The sequence below is a fragment of the Achromobacter sp. NPDC008082 genome, from assembly GCF_042957345.1.
GTDB lineage: Bacteria > Pseudomonadota > Gammaproteobacteria > Burkholderiales > Burkholderiaceae_B > Achromobacter > Achromobacter kerstersii_A.
The window spans coordinates 266,363-291,945 of the sequence record NZ_JBIBIB010000003.1 but is presented as its reverse complement, the minus strand read 5'-3'; the positions used below and the strand labels follow the sequence as shown (position 1 = coordinate 291,945).

Sequence of the window (25,583 nt, the reverse complement as noted above, 5' to 3'; positions counted from 1 at the left end):
CCGCCGCGCCGCCTAGCGGAACACCCGCTGCGTCATGCTGACCACCACCCCGGCCAACGCCAGCACGGCCAGCACCCGGAAATGATCCAGGTTCGCCAGCAGCACAGATTGCTGGTCCAGCCATTGCGAGAGGTGCGCCAAGGCCATCTGCTGCGCCCGCGCCGGGTCCGCCACCGCCGCGTACACGCCGGTCAACTGCGCCTTCGCGGCTTCAAAATTGGCGTTGCCTTCGGCGATGCCGGCCTTCAGCACGTTGTAGTGTTCCGACGTAAACCACTGCTGGCCCACCGTCGCCACCATGATGCCCAGCGCCTGCCCCACCTGCGCCAGCATGTTCTTCACCTGCTGCGCATGCGCGAACACGGCGGGGTCGTGGGTGAGCCCCGTAAAGGTGTTCATGGCGGTGGCCGGCATGACGATCATGATGAACACGCCGTAACACGCCAGCGCGGGCAACACGTCGGTCCAGGGGTCAGCCGAAGGCGTCAGCCGTGACATCAACACGGCAAACGCCGCCAGCGCAATAAAGCCCGCCACGAAGAATTTGCGCGGCGACGGCCAGCGGGCAAGCAACTGCGACATCACTGCAAACGTCAGCACGCCCGCGCCCAGCCCCATCGCGAAGAACACGCCCGTGTTCGCCCACGACAAGCCCAGCGCGCGTTGCAGCATCAGCGGCACCAGATAGCCGTTGGCGCCCAGCATCAGATAACAAAACATGAACAGCGCCAGACCGCTCAGAAAGCGCACTTCCTTCATGCCGCCCAGCTTCAGCAACGGCGCGCCATGACGCGTTTCCGCGCGCACGAAGAACGCCAGCGCCGCCACGCCCGCAGCGGCGACCAGCACCAGCAGATGGCGGTCGCTGAAAAAATCGTAGTAAGACCGCTGCAACGCGTGCAGCAGCAAGAAACTGCCCAGCCCCAACGCCGCAATCGGCGCCAGCCGCGCCTGCCCTGCGACGGTCATCCCGCCGTTATCGGGCATGGACACCGCAACCGGAACCATCGCCAGCAACGACAGCGCGGCGACCAGCCAGAACATTACGGGCCAGCCGGTTTGATCCACCGCCACCGAGGCCAGCAACGGCCCCAGCGCCGTGCCCGTGCACAACCCCGTCGCCAAGGCCTTGATGCCCTGAAACCGCGCGGGGCCTGGCGGGATCAGGTTCACCGTCAGCCGCGATGACGTCAGCATGGCTGCGCAGCCCATCGCCATCAGCACCCGGCCCAGCAGAAACCCCGCTTCGCTGCGCGACAGCGCACACACCACCGCCCCCGCCGCCGCGGCGCCCAACGACGCCAGCAGATAACGCCGCAAACCCAGGTGATGCACCAGCCAGCCTTGCAGCGCAATCATCACCACGGCCACGCAGGCGTAAATGACCGCGACGGTGGTGTATTCCTCGGGGCTGGCGCCGATCTCGCCCATGATGGGCGAGGCCGCAAACGTGACCATGCCGTTTTGCAGAAAGTCGACAAACGTCAACGCACCGATCGTCATCAGCAAGGCGGGCGGAATGGGAGGTTGCGGGGAAGCTGGCATGGCGCGGCGAGGGTTTTGGACTTTATGCCCAGGCTGTATATGCCTAGGCAGATAAATAGATAAAAAAAAGCGGAAAAGGTGACGCGGAATTCGGCCGAACCGATTCAGTCCTTGCCCGCGTTGATCAGCAGCCGCGACAACAGCTTGTGCAGCGTCTCGGCATCATCTTCGGAAAAGCCCTTCAGCAAACGCCGCATGGCGACTTCGGTGGCGTCCAGCGCTTGCGGCAAGGCGGCCTGCCCCAGCTCGGTCAGTTCGATCAGGTAGCTGCGGCGGTCCGCCTCATTCTCGACGCGCCGGATGAAGCCCTTGGCCACGATGCGATCCAGCAAGCGGGTCATGGCGCCCGAGTCATAAGCCAGCACCCGGCAAAAGTCGCTAAGCGTACGGCCCCAGCCCTTGGCCAGACAGTTCAGAACCACATACTGCGGCGTCGTCAGGTCATACGGCGCCAGTTCGCGCTCGAGCGCATCGTGAATGCTGGCGCGCACGGACGTCACCATGAAGCCGAGTTCACCGGTGTAAAAGCTGTCCAGCACGGAAGGTTTGGCAGGCGGCATGGCGGTCTGGAACATCAAGGCGAAACGCGATTCCCGGATTTTATCTGCCTAGGCAGTAAAAACACAAGCACAATGTGCCGCCCGGAATGGGCGGCCGGGGGAACGGGCATTGCGTCAATTCGTCAGGTGCAACGCCGCCAGGGCCAGCAACAGGGCGGGAGGCATCACCACAAGTCCCAGCCGCAGGAAACTGAACGCGCTGATGTGCATGCCTTCGCGGCGCACCGCCAGCAGCCAGAGCAAGGTGGCGAGCGAGCCGCTCACGGACAGGTTCGGACCCAGGTCGATACCGATGAGCAGCGCAGCGGTGGTGCCGCTGGGCAGGTCAGCCATGCGCGCGAGCGACCCCGCCATCAGACCCGCCGGCAAGTTGTTGATGACATTGCCCGACAGCGCCGCGCCGATGCCGCTGGCCCACAGCGCGGCGTTGGCGGACAAGCCGCGCATCAACTGCGCCAGGTCTTGCAGCACGCCGCTTGCGGCCATGCCTTGCACCAACACGAACAAGCCGGCCACCAGGGGCAGCACTCCCCAGGCGACGCCCTTGATCAGGCGCCATGGGCTGGACCGCGTCACGCCCAGCACCAGCACCGCCGAAGCCGCCCCCGCGACCAGGGTGGGCATGCCCAGCCGGTAGCCCAGCGCCGACGTGATCAGCAAGGTGCACGCCGTGCCCGCCACGCCAAGCGCCGCAATCCGCAAGGCCGGCGTCATCGGCGGCAGCGGCGGCGAAGGCTTGAGCGGCTGCCGCAAGTCGTCGCGAAACACCAGCCGCAGCGTGACGTAGGTAGACGCAATCGCCAGCACGGAAGGCAGCGCAAAGTGCGCCAGCCAAGGCATCAGTGCGGGCATGCGGTCGCCAAACACCACCAGATTGGCGGGATTCGAAATCGGCAGCACGAAGCTTGCCGCGTTGGCGATGAATGCGCACACGTACAGATACGGCAATGGCGGCGCGCCCACCACGCGCGCCACGGCATAGACAGCCGGTGTAAGCACCACCGCCGTCGCATCGTTGGACAGCAGCACGGTAACCACCGTCCCCACCAGGAAGACCAGATCGAACAGCCGCCGCGCCGAGCCGCCCGCATGATCGGCCGCCGCCACCGCCAGCCAGTCGAATAGCCCTGCCTGCCGGGCCACCTCGGCCACGAGCATCATGCCGATCAGGAACAGGTAGACATCCGTGCCCTCCAAGATGGCGCTGCCCGCCTGGGCGACGGGCAGCAAGCCCAACGCCACCAACGCGACGGCGCCCGCACAGGCCCACACGTATTCAGGCAAACGCCAGGGGCGGAACAAGATGGCCATGGTGGTTGCCGCGGCAATCAACCAGATCAGTGCATTGGACAAAGACATGCTTACCGGCAAGGAATCAGGAAATAGAGGAAACGGAGGTGGCGGGTTTTGCGTGCGTCTTGCGTGTCTCGGGCAAGGCCAGCAAGGTGATACATGCAAGCGCCGCAATGCCGGCCAAAGCCAGAAACGCGGCGCGGTAACCCGCCTGCTGAACGATCACGCCGGCCACGCCGTTGCTCAGCGACGCACCGATGCCAAACACCGTCGTCACCGCGCCCAGGCTGGCGTTGAAACGACCGGTGCCTTGGGTCAGGTCCAGCACCATCAACGGCAGAACGGCCCCGAAGATACCCGCGCCCACGCCGTCCAGCAACTGCACGGCGACAAGCCAGGCGGTGTGGTCCGAAAAGGTGTACAGCACCCCGCGCAACGGCAGGATCAGGAATCCGATCAGCAACAAGCGTTTGCGGCCCAGGCGGTCGGCATAGCGCCCCACCGCCATCGCCGCGGGAATCATGACGAACTGCGCGGCGACGATGCAGGCGGCGGTCAGCGGCGTGGCAAGCGCCGGGTTGGCCAATGCCAGCTTCTGGCCCACCAGCGGCAGCATGGCGGCATTGGCCAGGTGGAACAAGGCGCAGCTCAAGGCCAGCAACAGCAGTGACCGGTTGCTGAGCAACTGCCGCAAGGCAACGGGGTGTGCGCTGGCGGCGGCGTCGTGGTCCAGGCCGCGCGCCCGGTCCACATCAATATGCGCGGGGATGCGCGATGCCGCGGCCAGGCTGGCCAGCGCCATCACGGCCATCAAGTAAAACACCGCCACCGGCCCCCACACATACGCCAGGCCGCCGGCCAGCAAGGCGGCAAACGCATTGCCGGCGTGGTTATACGATTCGTTGCGCGCGATACGCCCGGTGAAACCGTTGGCGGCCGTCAGCCCCAAGGTGATGCCCGCGATGGCCGGCGCGAACACCGATGACGCGATGCCCGCCAGCGCCTGCGTGACGGTGACCCACGCGAAATTGCCGTTCGCCAGAACCGCCATGCACGCCACCGTCACCAGAATGGCGGCCGCCATCAGCAGCCTGCGCTTGTTCGCCGTGCGGTCGACCAGCGCGCCAGCCGGCGTTTGCGCCGCCAGCGCCGCCAGCCCGGAAATAGTCATGACCAAGCCGATGCTGTCAGGCCGCCACTGGTGCACCGCCAGCAGGTAAATAGCCAGATAAGGCCCAAGGCCATCCCGGACATCGGCTGCGAAAAAATTCAGCCAGTCCAAGGGACGCGAAGCAGAGGATGGGGATGGCAAGGTAGCGATGAAAGCCGTGGTCCGCAGATGGCGGATTGTAGACAGGCATGGCCATAAAAAGAATTGCCGTTTCAATCCATCACGCGGCTACGGCAGATTTTCACGAAAAATCACTTGACTGCGCGCCAGCTCGACGCCGTTCATCGCGCTGCGTTTGTCGCGCAGGTTGCAGAAGATGCGCACGCAGCTCATCAGCGCTTCCATCGGGCTTTGCGTGATGACGGCATCCATCGTGCCGTCGATCAGCAACGAACGCGTGTCGGGCGTCAGGCCGTGGCCGATGAACACCACGCGGTGTTGCAAGCCCGCTTCCTTCAGGGCGCGGGCGACGCCGTCGGACGCGCCGCCAATGTTGTAGATGCCGGCAAGATTCGGATACTGCTCAAGCAGCTGGCGCGTCTGTTCGTAGTTGCGCTGCGCGTCGTCATAGCCTTCGCGCAAATCCACCACCTGCATTGCCTGGAACTGTTCGGCATACAGCTGAAGAAAACCGCTTTCGCGTTCTTCGTGCGCGCGGTAATGGCGCGACCCGGCGATCAGCGCCACATGCGCCGCGCGCATGCCAATGAAGCGCGCAATCAGATAGCCCGCCGTGCGGCCGGCGGCGCGGTTGTCCAGCCCCACATAAGCCGTGCGCGCGCTGTTGGCAATATCGGAAATCAAGGTCACCGTGGGCACGCCCTGCTGCGCCAGCGCATTGACGGCTTCGCGCACCACCGGGTGCTCCAGCGCCATGAAGGCGATGCCGTCGGCGCGCTTGCCGTGCTTGGCCAAGGCCTGCGCCAGCGCATCGGGGTTGAAGCTTTCCACGTATTCGATCTGGCACTTGGCGTTCAGCGGCCCGAAATGTTCATGCGCGTAGCTGACGGTGTCGCCCAGCATGCGCAGATAGCGGTTGCTGCCGCGCGGCAGCAGAAACACCAGCCGCATCGGTTCCGCGGGCGCCGCGGCGCTGAGTTCCTGTTCGGGCAGGTAGTCCAGTTCGATGGCGGCCTTGAAGACCTTTTGCGCCGTATTGGCGCGCACGCCCGGCCGGCGGTTCAACACGCGGTCGGCTGTGGCGGTGGAGACACCAGCGCGCTCGGCCACATCGGCCAAGCGCGCCAGCTTGCGTTCGGGAGCAGGTTTATTCACATCAAAAACCATCATGAATAAGGTTTGACGATGATACTGCCTATTCACTATTGTCCAGTCTGCCGCATGGTATTGGCGTATTTGTGGCACATCAAAAAACATCATAACTACGATTATGGAGACAACCATGAAGCTGCTGACACGCCGCAGTGCCTTGCGCCGCCTTTGCGCCGTTCCCGCCGCCGTCGCCCTGGGCGGGGGATTCCCGCTGATTGCCCGCGCCGCCGACTACACGCTCAAGTACGGCAACAACCTGCCGGTGACGCACCCGCTGAACATCCGCGCCCAGGAAGCCGCCGAACGCATCCTGAAGGAAAGCAACGGCCGCGTGGACATCAAGATTTTCCCGAACAACCAGTTGGGCGGCGACACCGACATGCTGGCGCAAGTGCGCTCGGGCGGTATCGACTTCTTCACGCCGTCGGCGCTGGTGATCGCCACCCTGGTGCCGGTGGCCGCCATCAACGCCGTGGGCTTCGCGTTCAAGGACTACAACCAGGTCTGGGGCGCCATGGACGGCGCACTCGGCGCCCACGTGCGCGCCGCCATCGCGCAGCGCAAGCTCTACGCCTTTGAAAAGATGTGGGACAACGGCTTTCGCCAAACCACCAGCAGCAAGGCGCCGGTGGCATCGGCGTCCGACATGAACGGCCTGAAGATCCGCGTGCCCGTGAGCTCGCTGCCGATCTCCATGTTCAAGGGCCTGGGCGCCGCGCCCGCCAGCCTGCAATTCAGCGAGGTGTATTCGTCGTTGCAGACCAAGGTGGTGGACGCGCAGGAAAACCCGCTGCCCATCATCCAGGTCGCCAAGCTGTACGAAGTGCAGAAGTACTGCTCGCTGACCAATCACATCTGGGACGGTTACTGGTTCATCGCCAACGGCCGCATGTGGGAAGGCCTGCCGGAAGACCTGAAGACGGTCGTTGCGCGCGGCATCAACGAAGCGGGTCTTGCGCAGCGCGAAGACATCAAGAAGCTGAACGCTTCGGTGCAGTCCGACCTGGAAGCCAAGGGCTTGCAATTCAATCAGCCGGCCGCCGACAGCTTCCGCGAACAATTGCGCACGGCGGGCTTCTACAAGGAATGGCAAGGCCGCTTCGGCAACGAAGCCTGGTCGCTGCTGGAACAAAGTGTCGGCAAGCTGGCCTGAGGTCGCGCCATGTCTTCCTTGTCCGCCCCCCACCCGGCCGCCCCCGTGCTGCCCGCCAACCCCTTGCGGCGGGCGGCCAACGCCCTGGACAGTGTGCTCGGCAGCGTGGTTGAACACGTCGCGGCCGCGATTGTGCTTGTCGAAATCATTGTGCTGTTTGCCGGGGTGGTGGCGCGCTACGCGTTCCACAGCCCGCTGGTCTGGTCCGATGAGCTCGCCTCCATCCTGTTCCTGTGGCTGTCGATGCTGGGCGCGGTGGTTGCGCTGCGGCGCGGCGAGCACATGCGTATGACGGCGCTGGTCAACAACGTCAGCCCCGCACGGCGCGCGCAGCTGGAAACCGTGGCGCTGGCCGCATCGCTGGCGTTTCTGGTGATGATCCTGGCACCCGCCATCGAGTACGCGCACGAAGAACACTTCATCATCACGCCCGCGCTTGAGCTCAGCAACGCGTGGCGCGCATCGGCCATTCCCATCGGCATGGCGCTGATGGCGGTGGTGGCCTTGTTGCGCCTCTTGCGCACGCAGCCCTTGCCGCAAGTGCTGATGGCGCTGGCGGGCGTGGCGGTTGTGGTCGCCCTCTTCTGGTTTGCGCAGCCGATGTTCAAGGGGCTGGGCAAGCTTAACCTGGTGATCTTCTTTGTGGGAATTGTGGCGGCCACGGTGTTCTCGGGTGTGCCGATTGCGTTCTCGTTCGCGCTGGCCACGTTCTCGTACCTGGCGTTGACGACCAACACGCCGATGGAAGTGATGGTGGGCCGGTTGGACGAAGGCATGTCGCACCTGATGCTGCTGGCGGTGCCGCTCTTTATCTTCCTGGGTTCGCTGATCGAGATGACCGGCATGGCGCGCGCCATGATCCAGTTCCTGGCGAGCCTGCTGGGCCATGTGCGCGGCGGGCTGTCGTATGTGCTGATTGGCGCGATGTACCTGGTGTCGGGCATCTCGGGGTCGAAGATCGCCGACATGGCGGCCATTGCGCCCGTGCTGTTCCCGGAAATGCAAAAGCGCGGCGCCAAGCCGGGCGATCTGGTGGCGCTGCTGTCGGCCACCGGCGCGCAAACCGAAACCATCCCGCCGTCCATTGTGCTGATCACCATCGGCTCGGTCACGGGCGTGTCGATTGCGGCGCTGTTCACGGGCGGCCTCTTGCCCGCGGTGGTGCTAGGCCTGGCGCTGTGCTCGGTGGTGTGGTGGCGCTATCGCGGCGAAGACCTGAGCCTGGTGCAGCGCTTTTCCTTCAAGGAAATCGGCCGCTTCTTCGTGATTGCGCTGCCCGCCGTCGCCCTGCCCTTCGTCATCCGCGCGGCCGTCGTCGAAGGCGTGGCCACCGCAACCGAGGTCTCAACCATCGGCATCGTGTATTCGGCGGTGATCGGCATCCTGATCTATCGCCGCTTTGACTGGGCGCGCTTGAAGCCCATGCTGATCGAAACCGCCTCGTTGTCGGGCGCCATCATGCTGATCGTGGGCTGCGCCACCGCCATGGCGTGGGCGCTGACGCAATCGGGTTTCTCGGGCGATCTGGCCCGCCTGATGGCCGGCATGCCCGGCGGCAGCTACGGCTTCCTGGCCGTGTCCATCGTGGCCTTCATCATTCTGGGCAGCGTGCTGGAAGGCATCCCCGCCATCGTGCTGTTCGGGCCGCTGCTGTTCCCGATCGCGGTGCAGGCGGGCGTGCATGAAGTGCACTACGCGATGGTCGTGATCTTCGCCATGGGCATCGGCCTGTTCGCGCCGCCCTTTGGCGTGGGCTACTACGGCGCCTGCGCCATCAGCCGCGTCGACCCCAACGAGGGCATCGGCCCGATCTGGGGCTACATCGCCGCGCTGCTGGTGGGGCTGATCATCGTGGCGGCCTTCCCCTGGTTCTCCATCGGCTTCCTGTGACCTGACGCGGCCCGGATGTGATTCAGCGCCGGGCCGCTTCCCCTTCCGTCTCCCTCTTTATAAAGATCCATCATGAGTCGTTTCCTGGGCGAGATCCGCCAACTTGGTTATGTCGTGCACGACATCGAAGCCGCCATGGAGTACTGGAGCACCACGCTGGGCGTGGGCCCGTGGTACTACAACCCGCGCGTGCCGATCGTGAACTACCAGTACGACGGCGAGCACTACGAACCGCACAACTCGGTTGCGCTGGCGAACTCCGGCTTCGTGCAGGTGGAACTGATCCAGACCCGCAACGACGTGCCGTCCATGTACCGCGACTTCCTGCAAGCCGGCCGCACCGGCCTGCAACACGTGGCGTACTGGACCGAAAGCTACGACGCCGATCTGGAGCGCCTGCTGGCCCAAGGCTTTAAGCCCAAGATGAGCGGTGAAGTGGGCGAGAAAGGCCGCTTCATCTATTTCGATACCGAATACCACCCGGGCACCGTGATCGAGCTGTCCGAAGTGGCCGGCCCCAAAGGCCGCTTGTTCGACCTGATCCGCGAAAGCGCTTCGGGTTGGGATGGCAAAGACCCCGTCCGCCCCTTCCCCGATCTGTCCCGCCTCTGAAGCCCCCTTCGACTCGACACCGTTGTCCGCCGCCACCATGAATTCCCAATCGTTTAGCGCCACCTACCTGATCGAAACCCCGATGGACCCCGCGCGGGTCGCGGAGGTCATGGCCGGCGAACAGTCCTGCGGCACCTTCACCCGCGTGCAAGGTGAAACCGACGAGCTGCGCGCCCGGGCCCGCGCGCGTGTCGAGTCCATTGAACTATTGGACACCGTTACCGCGCCCAGCCTGCCCAACGCGTGGCTGGCGCGCCAGCCGGGCGGCATGCCGGGTACGTACCAGCGCGCCCGCGTGCGCATTTCGTTTCCGGTGGCCAACGTAGGCGCCAACCTGGCGACCTTGGCCGCCACTGTCGGCGGCAACCTGTACGACCTGGGCGAAGTCACCGGCCTGCGCCTGGAAAGCATGGAGCTGCCTGCCAACTACCGCGCGCAGTTTGAGCTGCCGCAAGTGGGCATCGCCGGCACGCGCCAGTTGACGGGCGTGACGCAAGGGCCGCTGGTGGGCACCATCATCAAGCCCAACGTCGGCCTGTCGCCTGAACAGACCGCGCATCTGGTGGCGCAGCTGTGCGCGGCGGGTGTGGACTTCATCAAGGACGACGAAGTCTGCGCCAACCCCGCCCACGCCCCGCTGGCGCAACGCGTAGCCGCCGTCATGGCGGTGGTGCGCGCGCACCGCGAACGCACGGGCCGGCAGGTCATGGTGGCGTTCAACATCAGCGACGAAACCGACGCCATGCGCCGCCACGCCGACCTGATCGAACGCGAAGAAGGCACCTGCGTCATGGCGAGCCTGAACTGGTGCGGCTTCTCGGCCATCCAGACGCTACGCCGCAGCACGCCGCTGGCGCTGCACGGCCATCGCAACGGCTACGGCGCGCTGTCGCGCGATCCGCTTTTGGGCATGGGCTTTCAGGCGTATCAAACCTTGTGGCGGCTGGCGGGCGTGGACCATATGCATGTGCACGGCCTGCATGGAAAATTTGCGCAAGACGACCGCGAAGTCGTCGACTCCGCGCGCGACTGCCTGGCATCGTTGACGCCCGGCATCGACGACGCCGTCATGCCCGCGTTCTCGTCCGGCCAATGGGCCGGCACGGTGCCCGCCACGTGGGCCGCGGTGCGCACCGACGACCTGATGTTCATGTCTGGCGGCGGCATCCTGGCCCACCCGGATGGCCCGGCAGCGGGCGTGCAGAGCATTCGCCAAGCCTGGCAAGCGGTGCGCGAAGGCCAGACGCTGGAAGACTACTCCCGCAACGCCCCCGAACTGCAACGTGCGCTGGCCTTCTTCGGAAACCGCGCATGACTGCGGCAGGCAGCGAAGCCCATCGCGACGCGCCCGTTGTTCACGCGCCGCGCGTGTGCTGGTATGGCGACGACTTCACCGGCGCCACTGACACGCTGGCCGAGGTAGCGCGCGCCGGCCTGCGCGGCCTGCTGTTTCTGGGCGTGCCAACGCCCGAGCACCTGCGCCGCGCCGGGCCGCTGGACGCCATCGGCATCGCCGGCGCCGCGCGCGCCATGGCGCCCGCCGACATGGAAACCGAACTGCGCGCCGTCGGCCGCTTCATGGCCGGCACGGGCGCGCGCGTGCTGCACTACAAATGCTGTTCCACCTTCGACAGCGCGCCGCACGTCGGCAGCATCGGCGTGGCCATACGCGAACTGCGCCGCCACATGCCCAACCCGCTGGTGCCCATCGTTGGCGGGCAGCCCAGCATCGGGCGCTATTGCAGCTTCGCGCAGTTGTTCGCGCGCGCCGGCGCATCGCCCGAGATTCATCGTATCGACCGCCATCCGGTCATGAGCCAGCACCCCGTCACGCCGATGCACGAGGCCGACTTGCGCCGGCATCTGGCCGAGCAGGGGCTGCCCGGTATCCGCTCGGTGCCGCACACCGCCTACCCGCGTCTTCGCCAGGCCGACGACGCGCCGCGCGTGGAAGACTGGATCGACAGCATCATCGAAACGTCCGACGGCCCGGTGCTGTTCGACCTGACCGATGACGAGCAACTCGCCGTCATCGGCCGCCTGATCTGGCGCGCCGCGGCGTGCGTGCCGCTGCTGGCGGTGGGCCCCAGCAGCGTGCAGCAGGCGCTGGCGCGGGCCGCTTCCCCTGGCCACACCGGCCACGATGGTTACGCGAACCCCACCGCCCCCTCCGCCCCGCCTTTGACGCCCGCATCGGGGCCGGTGCTGGTCGTGGCGGGCAGCCTGTCGCCTGTCACCGCGCGGCAGATCGCGGCGTGCCAGCGCTACGTGCATCAGCCCTTGAACGTGCAACAACTGCTGCACGACCCAACGTATGCGAACGCGCAGGTCCAGCAGGCCGCCGCCACCTTGCAGCGCGGCCAGAACGTGCTGGTCCACACTGATCGGCCCCAAGATGCCGTCACCGCCGATCAGGCTGCGTCCACCGCGCGCGCCACCGCGCAATTGGCCGCGAACATCATCAGCGCCAGCGCGCAACGCGGCACGCGCCTGTCGCGCATCGGCATCGCGGGCGGCGACACCTCTAGTCAGGCAACGCTCGCCTTGGGCCTGTGGGGCCTGGCGTTCCGCTGCGTGCTGGCGCCCGGCGTCACCGTCAGCATCGCGCGCAGCGACAACGCGTTGGTCGACGGCGTGGAATTGATGCTCAAGGGCGGACAGATGGGCGGGGAGTTGCTGTTCGACGATCTGGTGACGGGCAAGGGCTGACCCGGGTGGCTGGGGCTGGGGCTTAGGCTGGCGTCGAATTCACGTCGGTTATGCTGCCCCCTGATTTGTCCGGCAGCATGCCGCACGCCCCCCATCCAGGAGATCACCCCATGCCTTGGCGGTTCCGCGCAACCTGCATTGCCGCGCTAGTCCTTAGCCTGTCCGCCCCCGTCGCGGCCAACACCCTGGCGACGCAAGCCGAGTGGAACACCGCCATCCGCAAGCAATTGCAGCGCAAGATCGTCACGCCGCCCGCCGTCCTGCGCGCGGGCCGCACGCTTAACGTCCAGTTGCGCATCGACATCCTGGCGGACGGCACGCTGGATGCTGTCACGATCAGCCAGTCATCCGGCGACCCGGCAGTCGACAACGCCACCGTCGCCATGATCCGCCGCGCCGGCCGCCTGCCCGCCTTCACGCCCGATATGAAAGCGGAAAAGCAAAGCCTGATGCTGCCCGTGCGATATGTGGTGGAAGGCAGCGGCAACGCTGCGCCTGCGGCCCCCCTTCCGCGCAGTTATGCCAACAACGAATTGGGATTCCAGGTCAGCGTGCCGGCCCCCTTCCACATCGCGGGCCATCGCAAGACCTCCCGCTACGACGTGCTGGTGGAAATCGCCAGCGCCGCCGGCGGCCCGTCGGCGGTGGGTGGCGGCAACATCGTTTGCACGGTCGGCTACCAAGCCCTACGCACCTCGAAATCCACCAGCAAGCACGCCCCCGATTCGCCCGAAGCCCAAGCCGCCAGATTGGCCGCCGTGCGCAACGTGCAGACGGCGCAAGGCGCAACGTTGGAAACGCTGGATAGTTTTGTTCAGGCCGGCATCCCCGGCGTGGATTACGTGGTGGCGCCTGGCGCGCAAGGCAAGGCGGGCGCGGGCGGCATTCTCCAATACACCGCGCTATACGACGCGCCACAAGCGCGCGTCGTCCTGGCGTGCGCGACGGCACGCGACGCGATGGCCGCCGCGTTGCCGGCGTTTAGACAGATTCGGGATGGCGTGGGAATCAGTGCGCGGTGATTCTTGGCAGCGCGTGCCTGTCGACGTTGACGCGAACCCTATCTACCTCCCATGCCAGTACCGCCGCGCGCGATCCCGTTGCGACTCCACGCGCAGCGCGTGCGCGGTCGACTCCGCTATTACCGCCCCGTCACGATCACTACGCCAGAACACGGCCCCGGCCCGCGACCAACGCCGTTCCACTGCCGGGGCGGGATGACGAAAGCGGTTCAAGTGGCCGGCCTGCGCAATCGCATGGCTGGCCTTTACCGCCATCACCCAATCACGGCCGGATGAGGACGCCGAGCCATGGTGCGGGGCCAGGACGACGTCCGTAGGCGGCACGCCACGCGCGACCAGTTGCCGCTCTTGCGCCACGCCAATATCGCCCGTCAATAACAACGAATGGCTGGCGCCCTGCACACGCAGCACGCAGCTATCGGCATTGCGGTCTGCCGGTGCGCCACCGCCGTCATCGGCCGGATGCAGAAACGTGAACCGCACGCCGTCGACTTCCCAAGCGTCATCGCGACGGCAGCGCAACATGCGATCGGGCAACGTGGCTTGCGCGCCGGGCGAGGCTTTCCCTGCCTCCGGCCACACGCTAGCGTCCCGTCTCACAAACGCCGCCACGTCAAACGAGGCGTAGCTGCGCCGCACCGGCACTGCCGCCAGCACCACACGCGCGCCGCCCACGTGGTCCTGGTCGGCGTGTGACAACACCAGCACGTCCAGCGCCGAAATGCCGCGTGCTTGCAGGAACGGCGCGACCACGCGCTCGCCTGCGTCGCTGCCGCCGTAGTGCCTTGGCCCGGCGTCAAACAGCAAGGTCTGGCTGGCGGTCTCAACCAGAATGGCGCTGCCCTGCCCCACATCCAGCGCACTCATCCGCCAGTGGCCGAGTTCAGGCCGGTCGGGCCGCCAACACAGCAAGGGCAGCATGCACACCCAGCCCAGATGCCGCGCCGGCCAGCCCCGCGCCTGCAACGCCCAGACCATGCCCGCCACCGCCCACAGCAGCCACGGCCACGGGGCCGCCGCGACGGACACGCTTGCCCACTGCGCGTTGCCCACCCAGGCGACCGGCACCATTGTGTAATCAAACGCCGCCAGCCCAATTTGCCCGACCCAGCCGGCAACCGCTTGCGCGCCCGGCACCACGGATAACGCCGCGCACAACAAGGCCAGCGGCGTCACGATGAACGTCACGGACGGAATCGCCACCGCGTTCGCCAGCGGCGACCCCACCGACACCTGATGGACCAGAAACGCCAGCAACGGCGTCAGCCCCAGCGTGACGATCAACTGCAACCGCGTGGCCTGCTCCAAGCGGCTGGCCAGGCGCCTGCGCCAAGAGGCTTCGGCATCGAAGGGCATGTCGGCAATGCGCAGCAGAATCGCCACCGCCCCGAACGACAACCAGAACCCCGGCGACATTGGCGCCCAGGGGTCCAGCGCCACCACCGCCGCCCCCGCACCCGCCAGCACCCTGCCCGCCGTCAACGGCAAGCGCGACACCGCCGCCACCAACACCACCGACAACATGAAGAACGTGCGCCGCGCTGGCACGCCCCACCCCGCCAGCAGGCAATACAGCAAGGCCACCACGGCCGCCGTCGCGCCACCCGCAATGCGCGACGGCGCAAACTCCGCCAAGCCCACGCCCCGCCAGCGCGCCCGCCGCCACAACGCCGCCAGCAGCACGCCCGCAATGCCGGCGATCGACGTCACGTGCATGCCGCTGATCGAGACCAAATGCGTAATGCCACTGCGGTTGAAGATGCGCCAGTCATCGCGCGCCACCCCCGCCTGATCCCCGATCGCCAACGCAATCAACACCGGCGCATAGCGGTGTTCTCCCAAGGCCTTACGCAAACCCGCCCGCACATGGTGCCGCGCGCGTTCGATGGCGATGCCCGCCGACGCCCACGGCTGATCATCCAACAAGCGCGGCTGCCCTCGCACCGTGCCCACCGCACGCAGCCCACGCGCAAACATCCGCGCCTCGGCGTCCGGCCCTGCCGGGTTCAACACCCCGTGCGGCCGCCGCAACACCACGGCCATGCGCCATACCTGACCCGGAACCACCGCAGGCATGGCGGACGACGCGCCGGGCGGCGTCTGCCATGTGACCTGCACACGCGAGGGAATTCCCGCGCGCGGCGGTTCAGCAAGTTCGCCCACGAAACGCTGATGCCGATCATCGCCATCCGGCAGCTCCGCCACGCGCAGAATCAGGCGCGATACCTGGTCTTGATGCAAGTCTGACAACGCATCGTTCACGCGGACATGCGCTTGAACACAGGCGTTGAGCGTGCCGCTGCTCAGGCCCAACAAAAAAGAACAAAAGATGCGAACGCTGTCACCGCGGCAGCGGACCCAAACCACGCATGCGACGCCGCCTGAGCCGGCAATCAACAGCAGCGCAAAAAACCCAGGCAACGCCGGCAAACACTGCACGCCCGCCGCCCCCGCCACGACGCCAAAGCAAAATGAACGACCGGTGATGTCCTTCTCCTAAAGCCAGAAGCGTAGGACGAGGATGATTCAACCGGATCATCGAGTGAATGGAATTGTCCACCTCGGCAAGCCGCAAGCGCCTCAAGGCGTCGTGCGGCGGGCTATCCAATTTGGCTTTCAAGGTACATACCAAAATCTGCGTATGTACGGGGCGAGCAAAGTCACCGCATCATCCCCTTCGCTGGCATTCAGGCGCCCCGAAACAGGAGAGCGAGTATGAAGCGCGCGTTTCTATCGATTTCCTTATTTACCCTAGGGATGGCGGGCGCCAGTGGCCAAACGCTCCCTCAAACGATGACGCTGCCAAAAGACTGGAGCAGTTCCAAGCCGGGTTACGCGCCGTCTACACCCTCAGGTAATCCCTGGATGCCCGGCCATTCAGGACAGACCACGTTAAATCTGGCCGGATCAAACCTTATCGCCAAGCAGACCGAGGCGATCACCGAGCTCGATGAACGAGTCAAAAAGCTAGAGGCGAAGATTCAAGCACTTGAAGCGCAAGTGGCGGAGCAGCAGAAATGACGGCGCGCGTACTATCCGCCAGCACGGCTTCCGTTGATGCGCTGATGAAAGCGCAAAACGACTTCAACGCGGCCATGGCAAGCAATGCAGAGCTTCCCCAGCAAGGCTGGTCGCCTGACCTGATCAAACTATTGGCGCTGTCGCTCCTCGCTTTCACCCTATGTTCATTGATCATCTCGGCCGTGCTGCTGTGGCGGTCGCGCGCCACTAGCGTTCAAGTGCTGCGAACGATGGGAGTCATCAGCATTCTGGGATTCTCCGCTTTGCTCTTGGTCGTCGGCTACAGCAACGAACAGCTCACGCCGATCATTGGACTTTTCGGTGCCATTGCCGGGTACCTGCTCGGTAAAGATTCGCCGGCGCCCTTGGCCGCGACGCTGCCGCGCGAAACCTCGCCTCCCATTGAACAGTCCTCGACCTACACCGATAAGCCGGTCGACAAATCTTTCCCGTAACTCGCCCGGCGGTGACATTCCGATTACCCGCACAGGACGCAAAGCCCGCCACTGATCCCTAGCATCTGCAACAGGAGACCGACACGATGGCCAGCATCAAATTTGTACCCAGCGCAGACGCATCAGTCGTCAGCGAACACTCCCGATCCATCCTGAATTCGATCCTGGATTCCGCGGGGCTGCCCTCCTGCGTCATCACCAGCACGGTGCGCACGCCCGCCGGCCAAGCCCGCGCCATGTTCGTGAACATCGAGGCCGCAAGCATTCAGAAGCAACTCGACCTTTATGGCCCCGCCGGGCAAACCGTGATTCGGGAATATCAGCGCTTGAAACCGCTGGGCCATGGCCGACAAGTCATACTTGGCGCGATGGAAGCAAAAATTCTTGAGCTCGGTCCAGGCAAGGTCAGCCGGCATTGTGCGGACCCCTCCGCCCTGAACGTTATCGATATCGCCCCCTCTTCCATTGCCAACCGAACGCGCTTTCTCAGCGCGCTTGAACAGGCAAAGGCCGCGGGCGAGATCTCGAAGTTCTACTCTCCCGCCAATGGCGACCCTGCGTTTCACATCGAAATTCCGCAAACACCGCAGGCATAGTCAGCGCGCCGCTCACGCAAGCGCCACCGCGCCACTGCCTTAAACCGGAAGCCAGGTCTTGCGGCTCAACGTGCGTGAATGCAGCGGTTCAAGCTGATTCTCTGCGAAGAAAGAAAACGACACGTGCTTGTTGTCGATGTCGACCAAGCCGTAGTTTCTGCACGTGTCTCCTACGGTCACGGCGTCCTTCACCGCCACGCCCGACGATGTGGCTTCATGCAGGGGCCACCCGCCTGTGTAGAAGGCATCCGACTCATTGCGATGGATGTCGCCACTGAGCACCAGGGTCTTGCTAACCGCGGCCCTGCCCAGCAGCCAACGCCAGTCTGCTGCGTACCCGATTTTGTAGTCGGCACAGACCGAGCCGCTTGCAAAGAGATGAACCGCGTTCGGCCCCGCATCCATCGCCGCATCGAACGCAGCGCGTTGTGGGGCGCCCAGCATGGTGCATATGTTCTTCGGCACGAGCCACGTGCCTGTGCGCCAGGTGCGAACATCCGCAAGATGCAGCATCACGTCGTCCGACAGCCAGACGCTGGGCGTTTCCAGCGCCGGCTGATTGACGTTCCAGAGCTCGGGCGCCGCATAGGATTCAGGAAACGAACCGGCGGCCAACCCTAGCTCTAGCGTGCGTCGATACGCCTCATGCAAGGCCGTGCTCATGCGTATCTTTGGCGCATGCTGGGGGTTCGCCGCGGCGACGGCTCCCAAGGCGTCATTCCAAAGAAAATCATGATCGTCCCACGTCGCCCAGACGGAGCCTGCCGGCATCGATTTCACCAGCGTTGAGAATTGCGGTTGATGCAGCAGTTCGCGGTATCGGCCAAAGGCATGTTTCGCAAAATCGTTTTCGCTCATGTCTTTGGGATGCACCGACTGCTCGACGAGGATGTCCAGGTACATGCTGTCGCCCAGCAGAACCAGATGATCGGGCGCGTGCGCACCAATCCAATCCCAGACGGGTTGGTCGCTGAACACATCGGTGGCAATACAGGATGCAAACGCGATACGCATAACAGATCCTCAGGATGGCCGTGGCAGGGGCGGCCATGATGTTGCCCATCCGGCCCTGGATACGCCCATACCCCATCTGGGGTATGGATGATTCGCGCAGGGTGTCTGCTTGCAGAGCTAGACTGAAATTTCCGGGGACCCCCATCATCTCAATGGAGTTTTCATGAAAACGTCCCTATTCCCCTGTGCAGCGTCTTTACTCACTTTGGTGTGCCTGAGCGCCACGGCGCAGACCGTGACACCGATGAAAGGCCAATCTCCTGAACTGACTCAACAAGACATTGCGGCGTGCCAATCGCAGTCGGGCGCCAACAGCACCGCCAGCCAACCCTCATCAGGCGGACGCGCCCGGGGCGCCGCCACTGGCGCGGTTGCCGGCGCGGCCGTTGCAGGTGCGCGCACCAATCAACACGACGAGATCTCTGACCGCGTCGACGATGACGTCAAGCAAGACTACCGGCAGGAAAAGGCGAAAAATGCCGCCGTGGCGGGCGCGGTGGTAGGCGGTTCGCGGCAGCGCCAGGACCGCCGCCAAGACGCAAAGACGAATGCCAACGCCTCGTCGGCCTACACCAGTTGCATGCAACAGCGTGGCTACCAGGTCACGCCGTGAATCACAGTAAATGTCAGCCGACGCCCGCACGCAGACCGTAGCGCCGCATCCCTGACGAAAACCGCCAGCTTGGGGCTACGCTCCCGTCCGCCATTGCGGTGGGGTGGCGGCGCGCCATGATGACGGCGTGCGTGAATAGAAGGCGGCCAAGCCCGCGCTAGCCAACGGCAAGGGCAAAGGCAGAGGTAGAGGTAGAGGTAGAAGCAGAGACAAAGGCAGAGGCAGAAGCAAAGGCAGAGGCAAAAGCAATCGCAAAGGCAAACGCAAACGCAAAGGCAAAGACACCGCTCAAGGAAAATGCTGTTCCGCGCTTGACAAGCCGCCGGCCGCCGCCCGAACATACCCCCGCCTTCCGCGGCGCAACGCCGCAGCGCTTACGATTCAACGCATGACTGACCTATCCGCCCACACTGCCCTCGCCCAAGCCTCGCAAGACCTGTACGCCGCCGTGCGCCGTGATGCGCCGCTGGTGCAGTGCCTGACGAATTTTGTGTCCATGAACATTGCCGCCAATGTGCTGCTGGCCATGGGCGCGTCGCCCGCCATGGTGCATGCCACGGACGAAGCGCCGGAATTCGCGCGCCTGGCTGGTGCGGTCGTCATCAACATCGGCACCCTGTCCGCGCCTTGGCTGGAAAGCATGTTGCTCACCGCCGCATCTGCCAACCAGGCCGGCATTCCCTGGGTATTGGACCCGGTGGCCCACCACGCCACGGCCTTTCGCCGCGGCGCCGTGCAGCAGTTGCTGGCGCTGCGTCCGGCCATCATCCGCGGCAACGCCTCGGAAATCATCGCGCTGGCGGGTGGCCAAAGCAGCGGCAAGGGCGTGGATGCGCGCGACGCGGTGGCGCAGGCGGAACGATCCGCCGACGTCATCGCACGCGCGCATGGCACGGTCGTGGCCGTGACGGGTGAAATGGATTACGTCACCGATGGCACGCGTGCCGTGCACATCACGGGCGGGTCGGCGCTGATGCCGCGCGTCACCGCCACCGGCTGCGCGCTGAGCGCACTGGTCGGCGCGTTTGCAGCGGTGGCAAAAGATGACCCGTTCACCGCCGCTGTCGCCGCCCTGTCCTGCTTTGCTATTGCGGGCGAGCGCGCCGGCATGCTGGCCCAAGGCCCGGGCTCATTCGCATGGCGGTTCCTGGATGCGCTGGCGGCGCTGGAAGTGGAAAGCCTGACGCGGGAATCGCCGCTGCGCTAAGGCATCGACGCGTCGATGCAGGAACGCGTCGATGCGCTGATGTACCGCGCTGCTAAGGCATGGATCGCCGCAGCGGCTCCGAACCGCCGCCGTGTCACGCCCAGGTCACACACTGTCCCCAAAATCGATTTCCTTCATGACACGGAAGGAAAGACAGTGAAGCCACACGTACGAAAACTGTTTGCGGTATCCGCCAGCGTGCTGCTCCTGACCGGCCTGGCCGGTTGCGGCAACGATGATGATGATGACGAAGACTCCGGCGCGGTCACGCCGCCTGCGGCCAGCGTGCCGCAAGGCGCGGCATTGGACGTTGCGATTCTTGCCACGACCGACCTGCACGCCAACGTGCTGGGGTACGACTACTACAAGCTGGCCGAAGACAAGAGCTACGGCGTGGATCGCACCGCGACGCTGATCGCCAACGCCCGCAAGCAGCACGCCAACACGCTGCTGTTTGACAACGGCGACACCATTCAAGGCACCGCGCTGTCCGACTACCAGGCGCTGGTCTCGCCCGTGCAATGCTCGGACATGATTGCCGTCTACAAGCAGATGAAGCTGCTGGCCTATGACGCCGGCACCATGGGCAATCACGAATTCAATTACGGCCTGCCCTTTCTGTCGCAGATCACGAATGTGGATTTCGGCCTGGCCGGCATTGGCAAAGGTACCGCGCAGACCAACCCCACAGGCGCGCGCGATTGCGCCGCGCCGGGCTTTCCGTTCGTGTCGGCCAACGTGGTGTCGGCCGCCAGCAAGCAACCCATCTTCAAACCCTGGGTGGTGCTGGACAAGACGTTCAAGGCCACGGACGCCAGCGGCAAGGCCATCGATGTGGCGTTGAAGGTGGGCGTCATCGGCTTTGCGCCGCCGCCCATTCTGCAATGGGACAAGGCCAATCTGGAAGGCCATGTCGAGGTCACGGGCTGGAAGGAAACGGCGCAGCGCTATGTGCCCGACATGAAGGCCGCAGGTGCGGACATCATCGTGGCGCTGGCGCATGGCGGCATCGACATGAAGACGGCGTACAGCCCATCGATGGAGAACGGCGCGGGCTACCTGACCCAGGTGCCGGGCATTGATGCGCTGATCACCGGCCACCAGCACTTGCTGTTTCCCGACACCAGCACGACGTCGCAATTCGCGGGCCAGCCGGGCATTGATCTGGCCAAGGGCCTGATCAATGGCGTGCCTGCCGTGCAGGCCGGCCAATGGGGCAACAACCTGGGCCAGATCACGTTAAAGCTTGCCTATGACAAGGGCTGGCAGGTGCAGAAGGACGCGACCACGGTCGCGCGCATTTCCACGCGCCTGACCGCGCAAAGCGGCTCCACGCCGGCCACCTATGTGGCGCCCGACACCGCCGTGCAGCAGTTGGTGCAGGCTGAACACGCCGCCACTATCGACTACGTGAAGACGCCCATCGGCCAAAGCCAGTTCGACATGGCGACCTACTACGCGTTGACGGGCGATGTGTCGGCGTTGCAGATCGTGAACATGGCGCAGATCGACTACCTGACGGATTACATCGCGAAGAACAACCCGTCATATGCCAACCTGCCTATTCTGTCGGCCGCCGCGCCCTTCAAAGGCGGGCGTAACGGCCCGGGCGACTTCACGTTCGTGAAGCAAGGCAATGTGGCAATCAACAATGCTGCGGACCTTTATCTGTACCCCAACACGCTGCAAGTGGTGCGCGTCACGGGCGACACCGTGCGCCAATGGCTGGAGAAGACGGCCGAACAGTTCAAGCAGATCGACCCCGCCCAGGTCGCGCCGCAAGATCTGATCGATACGAGCTTTCCCACGTTCAACTTCGACGTGCTGTACGCGGCGGGCAATGCGCTGAAGTACGAGATTGACGTCAGCCAACCCAAGGGCTCGCGCATTTCGGGGCTGACGTACCAAGGCGCACCGCTGGACCCGGCCGCGCAGTTCCTGGTGGTGACCAACAACTACCGCGCAAGCGGCGGCGGCGACTTCCCCGGCCTGGCCGGCGGCAAGGGTGACATCGTGCTGCAAGCGCCGGACGCCAGCCGTGATGTGCTGATCAGCTACATCAAGAAGAACCCGTCGCTGGACCTGGCCACGTACGGCCTGGACCGCAGCTGGCGCTTCAAGCCGCTTGCTACGTTGGCCGGCCCGGTGGTGTTCTGGTCGGTGCCTGGCACCGTGGCGATGGCCGCCGCGCACGGCGTGACGAACGTGTCGGTGTTTGACGCGACGCCGGATGCGACGACGCAGCTGTCGCGTTATGCGGTGGATCTCAGCCAGTAGCCGCCGTACAGGCGGGGCGCCTTTGCGGGTGGGGCGCCCCGCCTTATCACCAAAGCTTGTCAGCAACGTCAATCCCGACACAGACAAATGACAGCTTTCGGTGCTTACAATAGCGCTGTTGCGCCGCAACATCCGCCGAATCTCCTCTCGTCCATCCATGTCTCACCCCTCTTCTACGCAGCACCGGCCCGCGCTGGTGCTGCTTGCCCTTGCTGTCGGCAGCTTCGCCATCGGAACCACCGAGTTCGCCACGATGAGCCTGCTGCCTTATTTCTCCCAGTCGCTGGGCATTGACGCGCCCACCGCGGGCCACGTCATCAGCGCCTATGCGTTGGGGGTGGTCGTTGGCGCGCCCATTCTTGCCGTGCTGGGCGCGAAGATGCCGCGCCGCCGCTTGCTGATCGCGCTGATGGCGTTGTTCGCTGTCGGCAACGGCCTGAGCGCCATCGCCCCCGATTACCACTGGATGCTGTTCTTCCGCTTTCTTAGCGGCTTGCCCCATGGCGCGTACTTCGGCATTGCATCGCTGGTGGCGAGTTCGCTTGTGCCGGCCAACCGGCGCACGATGGCCGTGGGCCGCGTGTTTCTGGGGCTGACCGTCGCCACCATCGTCGGCGTGCCGCTGGCCAACTGGCTGGGCCAAGTGATTGGCTGGCGCTGGAGCTTCGGGCTGGTGTCGCTGCTGGCGGTGCTGACGATGATCAGCGTGGCCATTTACGCGCCCGACACCCCCGCCGACCACAAGGCCAGCCCGCTGCGCGAACTAAGCGCCCTGGGCCGCGGCCAGGTATGGATCACGCTGGCGATCGGCGCGGTGGGTTTTGGCGGCTTGTTCTCGGTCTACACGTATCTGGCCGACACGCTCACCGCCGTCACGCAGGTATCGCCGTCGGTGGTGCCGTTCGTGCTCAGCGCGTTTGGCGTGGGCCTGACCGTGGGCAATATGGTGGTGCCGATCTTTGCCGACCGCGCCGTCATGCGCACTGCCGGCCTGCTGCTGGTGTGGTCGGCCGTGGTGCTGGCGTTGTTCCCGCTGATGGCGCACAACGTCTGGCTGATCACGCTGAACGTATTCCTGGTGGGCGTGGGCGGCGCGTTGGGCACGGTGCTGCAAACGCGGCTGATGGACGTCGCGGGCGATGCGCAAGGCCTGGCGGCGGCGCTGAATCACTCGGCCTTCAACACCGCCAACGCCCTGGGCCCGCTACTGGGCGGGCTGGCGATTGCCGCGGGTTATGGCTGGACGTCGACCGGCTGGGTCGGCAGCCTGCTGGCGCTGGCCAGCCTGCCTTTGTGGCTGTGGGCCGTCTTGCTGGAACGCCAGCATCGCGCCGCGCGTCGCAGCGGGCTGGTCGCCAGCACGGAATCGGCGCGCTGAGTCTACGGGCGGTCTTAGCACCCTGTCGGAACCTACTGCCAGAACGCACTGCGCTCACGACCCAGCGGGGTGGGCTGCGCCCGCCCCCGCCCCTACCGGTAGTACACGCAGATCCGCTTGCCGCCGATCTCGTGCACGTCGATCGGCAATTCATACAAAGGGCTCAGCACCTCGGGCCGGATCAATTCATCCGGCGTGCCTTGATGCGCGATCTTTCCTTGCCGCATCGCCACGATGCGGTCCGCGCAGGTGGACGCAAAGTTGATGTCGTGCAGCACCAGCACCACCGTCTTGCCCAGCTCATCCGCCGCGCGGCGCAGGGTGCCCATCATGGCCACCGCGTGCTTCATATCCAGGCTGTTCAGCGGTTCGTCCAGCAGCACGTAGCGCGTGTCCTGGCACAGCACCATCGCCACAAACGCGCGCTGACGCTGCCCGCCCGACATCTCATCCAGATAGCGGTCCGCCAGGGGCTCCAGGTTCAAATACGCAATGGCGCGGTCGATGTGGGTTTTGTCGTCCAGCGTGAGCCGGCCGCCCGTGTGCGGGTAGCGGCCAAACGCGACCAAGTCCTTCACCGTCAGCCGCAGCGGCAGATGGTTGTCTTGCCGCAAGATGGACAAGCGGCGCGCCAGTTCGCGGCTGTCGGCCTTCGTTACGTCCAGCCCATCCACCTGGATCTGGCCCGCGGATAGCGGCAGCAAGCGGCTGACCATCGACAGCAAGGTCGATTTCCCCGCGCCGTTTGGCCCGATGATGGCGGTGACGCCGTTGGCGGGCAATTGCAGGCTGACGCCATCAACGACCACGCTGTCGCCGTACTGCTTGCTGACTTCGGTAATTTCAATCATCGGCGCCCCTTGCGCAAAATCAGGACGAGGAACATCACGCCGCCTACGAATTCAATCACCACACTGACCGTGGTGTTCAAGCCCAGCACGCGTTCCAGCAGCGTCTGGCCGCCCACCAGGAAGATGACGCTCAGCATCGTGGCGGCGGGAATGGTGTACTTGTGCTTGTCGGAACCCATCGCCTGATACGCCAGGTTGCTGACGAGCAGGCCGAAGAACGTCACCGGCCCCACCAGCGCGGTAGACACCGACACCAGCACGGCGATGGCGCCGAGCGTCAGCATCAGGCTGCGGCGATAGTCCACGCCCAGGTTCACGGCAATCTCACGGCCCAGCGCTAACACGTCGTAGCGATGCCGCATGCGCCAGATCACCAGCGTGGCCACACAGACGGCGGCAAACGCAATCGGCAAGAGCGACACGCGCACCGAATTGAAGCTGGCGAACATGCGGTCTTGCAGCACCAGGAATTCGTTAGGGTCGATCAGCCGCACCATGAAATTGGACAGGCTGCGAAACAGCAGCCCGAAGATGATGCCCACCAGCATCATCAAATGCAGGCTGCGTACCGCGTCTGAAAACAACCAGCGAAACAGCAGGCACGCAAACGCCGTCATGGCGCAGACTTCCAACAGGAACGCCGCCACGGGGTGGTTCGCCGCCGTGGCGGCCTGGCCAAAGCCGAACACCACGACGGCCTGAATCAACAGATACAACGCGTCAAAGCCCATGATGGCGGGCGTCAGGATGCGGTTGTGCGTGATCGTCTGGAACAGCACCGACGACACGGCCACGGCGTACGCCACCAGCAGCATCGCAATCAGCTTGCCGCCGCGAAATGGAATCACGAACGACCATTGGCCGTTGGCGCCCAACGTCATGAACGCGGCCACGCACGCCAGCGCGGCCGCAGCCAGCCAGAACAGGCGCATCGCTTGGGGCGG

22 protein-coding genes are annotated in these 25,583 nt (G+C 65.0%); 13 read left to right on the top strand and 9 right to left on the bottom strand.

Going from position 1 to position 25,583, the window contains the following annotated elements:
- Window positions 1-12: 12 nt before the first annotated feature.
- The 5 genes from ACFZAI_RS13555 to ACFZAI_RS13535 all read right to left on the bottom strand — a co-directional run bounded on the left by ACFZAI_RS13555 (window position 13) and on the right by ACFZAI_RS13535 (window position 5,859).
- Window positions 13-1,545 carry an MFS transporter gene (locus ACFZAI_RS13555; protein WP_391567336.1) on the bottom strand — a complete coding sequence of 511 codons (1,533 nt, stop codon included), beginning with the start codon at window positions 1,543-1,545 and terminating at the stop codon, window positions 13-15.
- 104 nt (window positions 1,546-1,649) lie between these two features.
- On the bottom strand, window positions 1,650-2,120 hold the full coding sequence (locus tag ACFZAI_RS13550; RefSeq protein WP_391567335.1) for a MarR family winged helix-turn-helix transcriptional regulator: 471 nt from the start codon (window positions 2,118-2,120) through the stop codon (window positions 1,650-1,652).
- A 99-nt stretch (window positions 2,121-2,219) separates the two neighbouring features.
- Entirely contained in the window at window positions 2,220-3,464 is a 1,245-nt protein-coding gene (locus ACFZAI_RS13545) for an arsenic transporter (RefSeq protein WP_391567334.1), read from the bottom strand.
- Window positions 3,465-3,480: 16 nt separating this feature from the next.
- Window positions 3,481-4,680 (bottom strand): MFS transporter, encoded by a 1,200-nt coding sequence (locus ACFZAI_RS13540; RefSeq protein WP_391567333.1) that lies wholly within the window; start codon window positions 4,678-4,680, stop codon window positions 3,481-3,483.
- 117 nt (window positions 4,681-4,797) lie between these two features.
- A complete protein-coding gene (locus ACFZAI_RS13535) occupies window positions 4,798-5,859 on the bottom strand; it encodes a LacI family DNA-binding transcriptional regulator (protein ID WP_391567332.1) in 1,062 nt (353 codons plus the stop codon).
- 112 nt (window positions 5,860-5,971) lie between these two features.
- Here ACFZAI_RS13535 and ACFZAI_RS13530 point away from each other — a divergent pair, with 112 nt between their 5' ends.
- The 6 genes from ACFZAI_RS13530 to ACFZAI_RS13505 all read left to right on the top strand — a co-directional run bounded on the left by ACFZAI_RS13530 (window position 5,972) and on the right by ACFZAI_RS13505 (window position 13,227).
- The gene (locus tag ACFZAI_RS13530) at window positions 5,972-6,994 is read left to right on the top strand and encodes a TRAP transporter substrate-binding protein (protein ID WP_391567331.1); all 1,023 of its coding nucleotides are present in this window, start codon (window positions 5,972-5,974) and stop codon (window positions 6,992-6,994) included.
- Window positions 6,995-7,003: 9 nt separating this feature from the next.
- Entirely contained in the window at window positions 7,004-8,884 is a 1,881-nt protein-coding gene (locus ACFZAI_RS13525; protein ID WP_391567330.1) for a TRAP transporter large permease subunit, read from the top strand.
- 72 nt (window positions 8,885-8,956) lie between these two features.
- The gene (locus ACFZAI_RS13520; RefSeq protein WP_054425222.1) at window positions 8,957-9,496 is read left to right on the top strand and encodes a VOC family protein; all 540 of its coding nucleotides are present in this window, start codon (window positions 8,957-8,959) and stop codon (window positions 9,494-9,496) included.
- A 37-nt stretch (window positions 9,497-9,533) separates the two neighbouring features.
- Window positions 9,534-10,811, top strand: coding sequence for a ribulose-bisphosphate carboxylase large subunit family protein (locus ACFZAI_RS13515; protein WP_391567329.1), 1,278 nt, complete (start codon window positions 9,534-9,536; stop codon window positions 10,809-10,811).
- Entirely contained in the window at window positions 10,808-12,205 is a 1,398-nt protein-coding gene (locus ACFZAI_RS13510; RefSeq protein WP_391567328.1) for a four-carbon acid sugar kinase family protein, read from the top strand. The genes ACFZAI_RS13515 and ACFZAI_RS13510 overlap by 4 nt, the downstream gene beginning before the upstream one ends.
- A gap of 110 nt (window positions 12,206-12,315) precedes the next feature.
- Window positions 12,316-13,227 carry a TonB family protein gene (locus ACFZAI_RS13505; RefSeq protein ID WP_391567327.1) on the top strand — a complete coding sequence of 304 codons (912 nt, stop codon included), beginning with the start codon at window positions 12,316-12,318 and terminating at the stop codon, window positions 13,225-13,227.
- Between the two features lie 42 nt (window positions 13,228-13,269).
- Here ACFZAI_RS13505 and ACFZAI_RS13500 read toward each other — a convergent pair whose 3' ends face one another.
- Complete coding sequence (locus ACFZAI_RS13500; RefSeq protein ID WP_391567852.1) at window positions 13,270-15,657, bottom strand: DNA internalization-related competence protein ComEC/Rec2; 2,388 nt, start codon at window positions 15,655-15,657, stop codon at window positions 13,270-13,272.
- 285 nt (window positions 15,658-15,942) lie between these two features.
- On the opposite strand from ACFZAI_RS13500, the gene ACFZAI_RS13495 reads away from it, so the two are divergent.
- The 3 genes from ACFZAI_RS13495 to ACFZAI_RS13485 all read left to right on the top strand — a co-directional run bounded on the left by ACFZAI_RS13495 (window position 15,943) and on the right by ACFZAI_RS13485 (window position 17,299).
- Window positions 15,943-16,248, top strand: a complete 306-nt coding sequence (locus tag ACFZAI_RS13495; RefSeq protein WP_391567326.1) for a hypothetical protein — start codon at window positions 15,943-15,945, stop codon at window positions 16,246-16,248.
- Window positions 16,245-16,703 carry a hypothetical protein gene (locus tag ACFZAI_RS13490; RefSeq protein WP_391567325.1) on the top strand — a complete coding sequence of 153 codons (459 nt, stop codon included), beginning with the start codon at window positions 16,245-16,247 and terminating at the stop codon, window positions 16,701-16,703. Before ACFZAI_RS13495 ends, ACFZAI_RS13490 begins: the two co-directional genes overlap by 4 nt.
- Window positions 16,704-16,789: 86 nt before the next feature.
- Window positions 16,790-17,299 (top strand): hypothetical protein, encoded by a 510-nt coding sequence (locus tag ACFZAI_RS13485; protein WP_391567324.1) that lies wholly within the window; start codon window positions 16,790-16,792, stop codon window positions 17,297-17,299.
- A gap of 39 nt (window positions 17,300-17,338) precedes the next feature.
- Here ACFZAI_RS13485 and ACFZAI_RS13480 read toward each other — a convergent pair whose 3' ends face one another.
- Complete coding sequence (locus ACFZAI_RS13480) at window positions 17,339-18,202, bottom strand: hypothetical protein (protein ID WP_391567323.1); 864 nt, start codon at window positions 18,200-18,202, stop codon at window positions 17,339-17,341.
- A 274-nt stretch (window positions 18,203-18,476) separates the two neighbouring features.
- Here ACFZAI_RS13480 and ACFZAI_RS13475 point away from each other — a divergent pair, with 274 nt between their 5' ends.
- From ACFZAI_RS13475 to ACFZAI_RS13460, 4 genes are all read left to right on the top strand, one after another.
- Window positions 18,477-18,926, top strand: a complete 450-nt coding sequence (locus ACFZAI_RS13475; RefSeq protein ID WP_391567322.1) for a hypothetical protein — start codon at window positions 18,477-18,479, stop codon at window positions 18,924-18,926.
- Window positions 18,927-19,314: 388 nt separating this feature from the next.
- Complete coding sequence (gene thiM / locus ACFZAI_RS13470; RefSeq protein WP_391567321.1) at window positions 19,315-20,133, top strand: hydroxyethylthiazole kinase; 819 nt, start codon at window positions 19,315-19,317, stop codon at window positions 20,131-20,133.
- A 156-nt stretch (window positions 20,134-20,289) separates the two neighbouring features.
- Window positions 20,290-22,410, top strand: coding sequence for a 5'-nucleotidase C-terminal domain-containing protein (locus ACFZAI_RS13465; protein ID WP_391567320.1), 2,121 nt, complete (start codon window positions 20,290-20,292; stop codon window positions 22,408-22,410).
- 157 nt (window positions 22,411-22,567) lie between these two features.
- Entirely contained in the window at window positions 22,568-23,788 is a 1,221-nt protein-coding gene (locus ACFZAI_RS13460) for an MFS transporter (RefSeq protein ID WP_391567319.1), read from the top strand.
- Between the two features lie 92 nt (window positions 23,789-23,880).
- Here the strand turns inward: ACFZAI_RS13460 and ACFZAI_RS13455 are convergent, their stop codons facing one another.
- Complete coding sequence (locus ACFZAI_RS13455; protein ID WP_391567318.1) at window positions 23,881-24,639, bottom strand: ABC transporter ATP-binding protein; 759 nt, start codon at window positions 24,637-24,639, stop codon at window positions 23,881-23,883.
- Window positions 24,636-25,571: an iron chelate uptake ABC transporter family permease subunit gene (locus tag ACFZAI_RS13450; protein ID WP_342065941.1), complete on the bottom strand. Its 936-nt coding sequence runs from the start codon at window positions 25,569-25,571 to the stop codon at window positions 24,636-24,638. Before ACFZAI_RS13450 ends, ACFZAI_RS13455 begins: the two co-directional genes overlap by 4 nt.
- Window positions 25,572-25,583 lie beyond the last annotated feature (12 nt).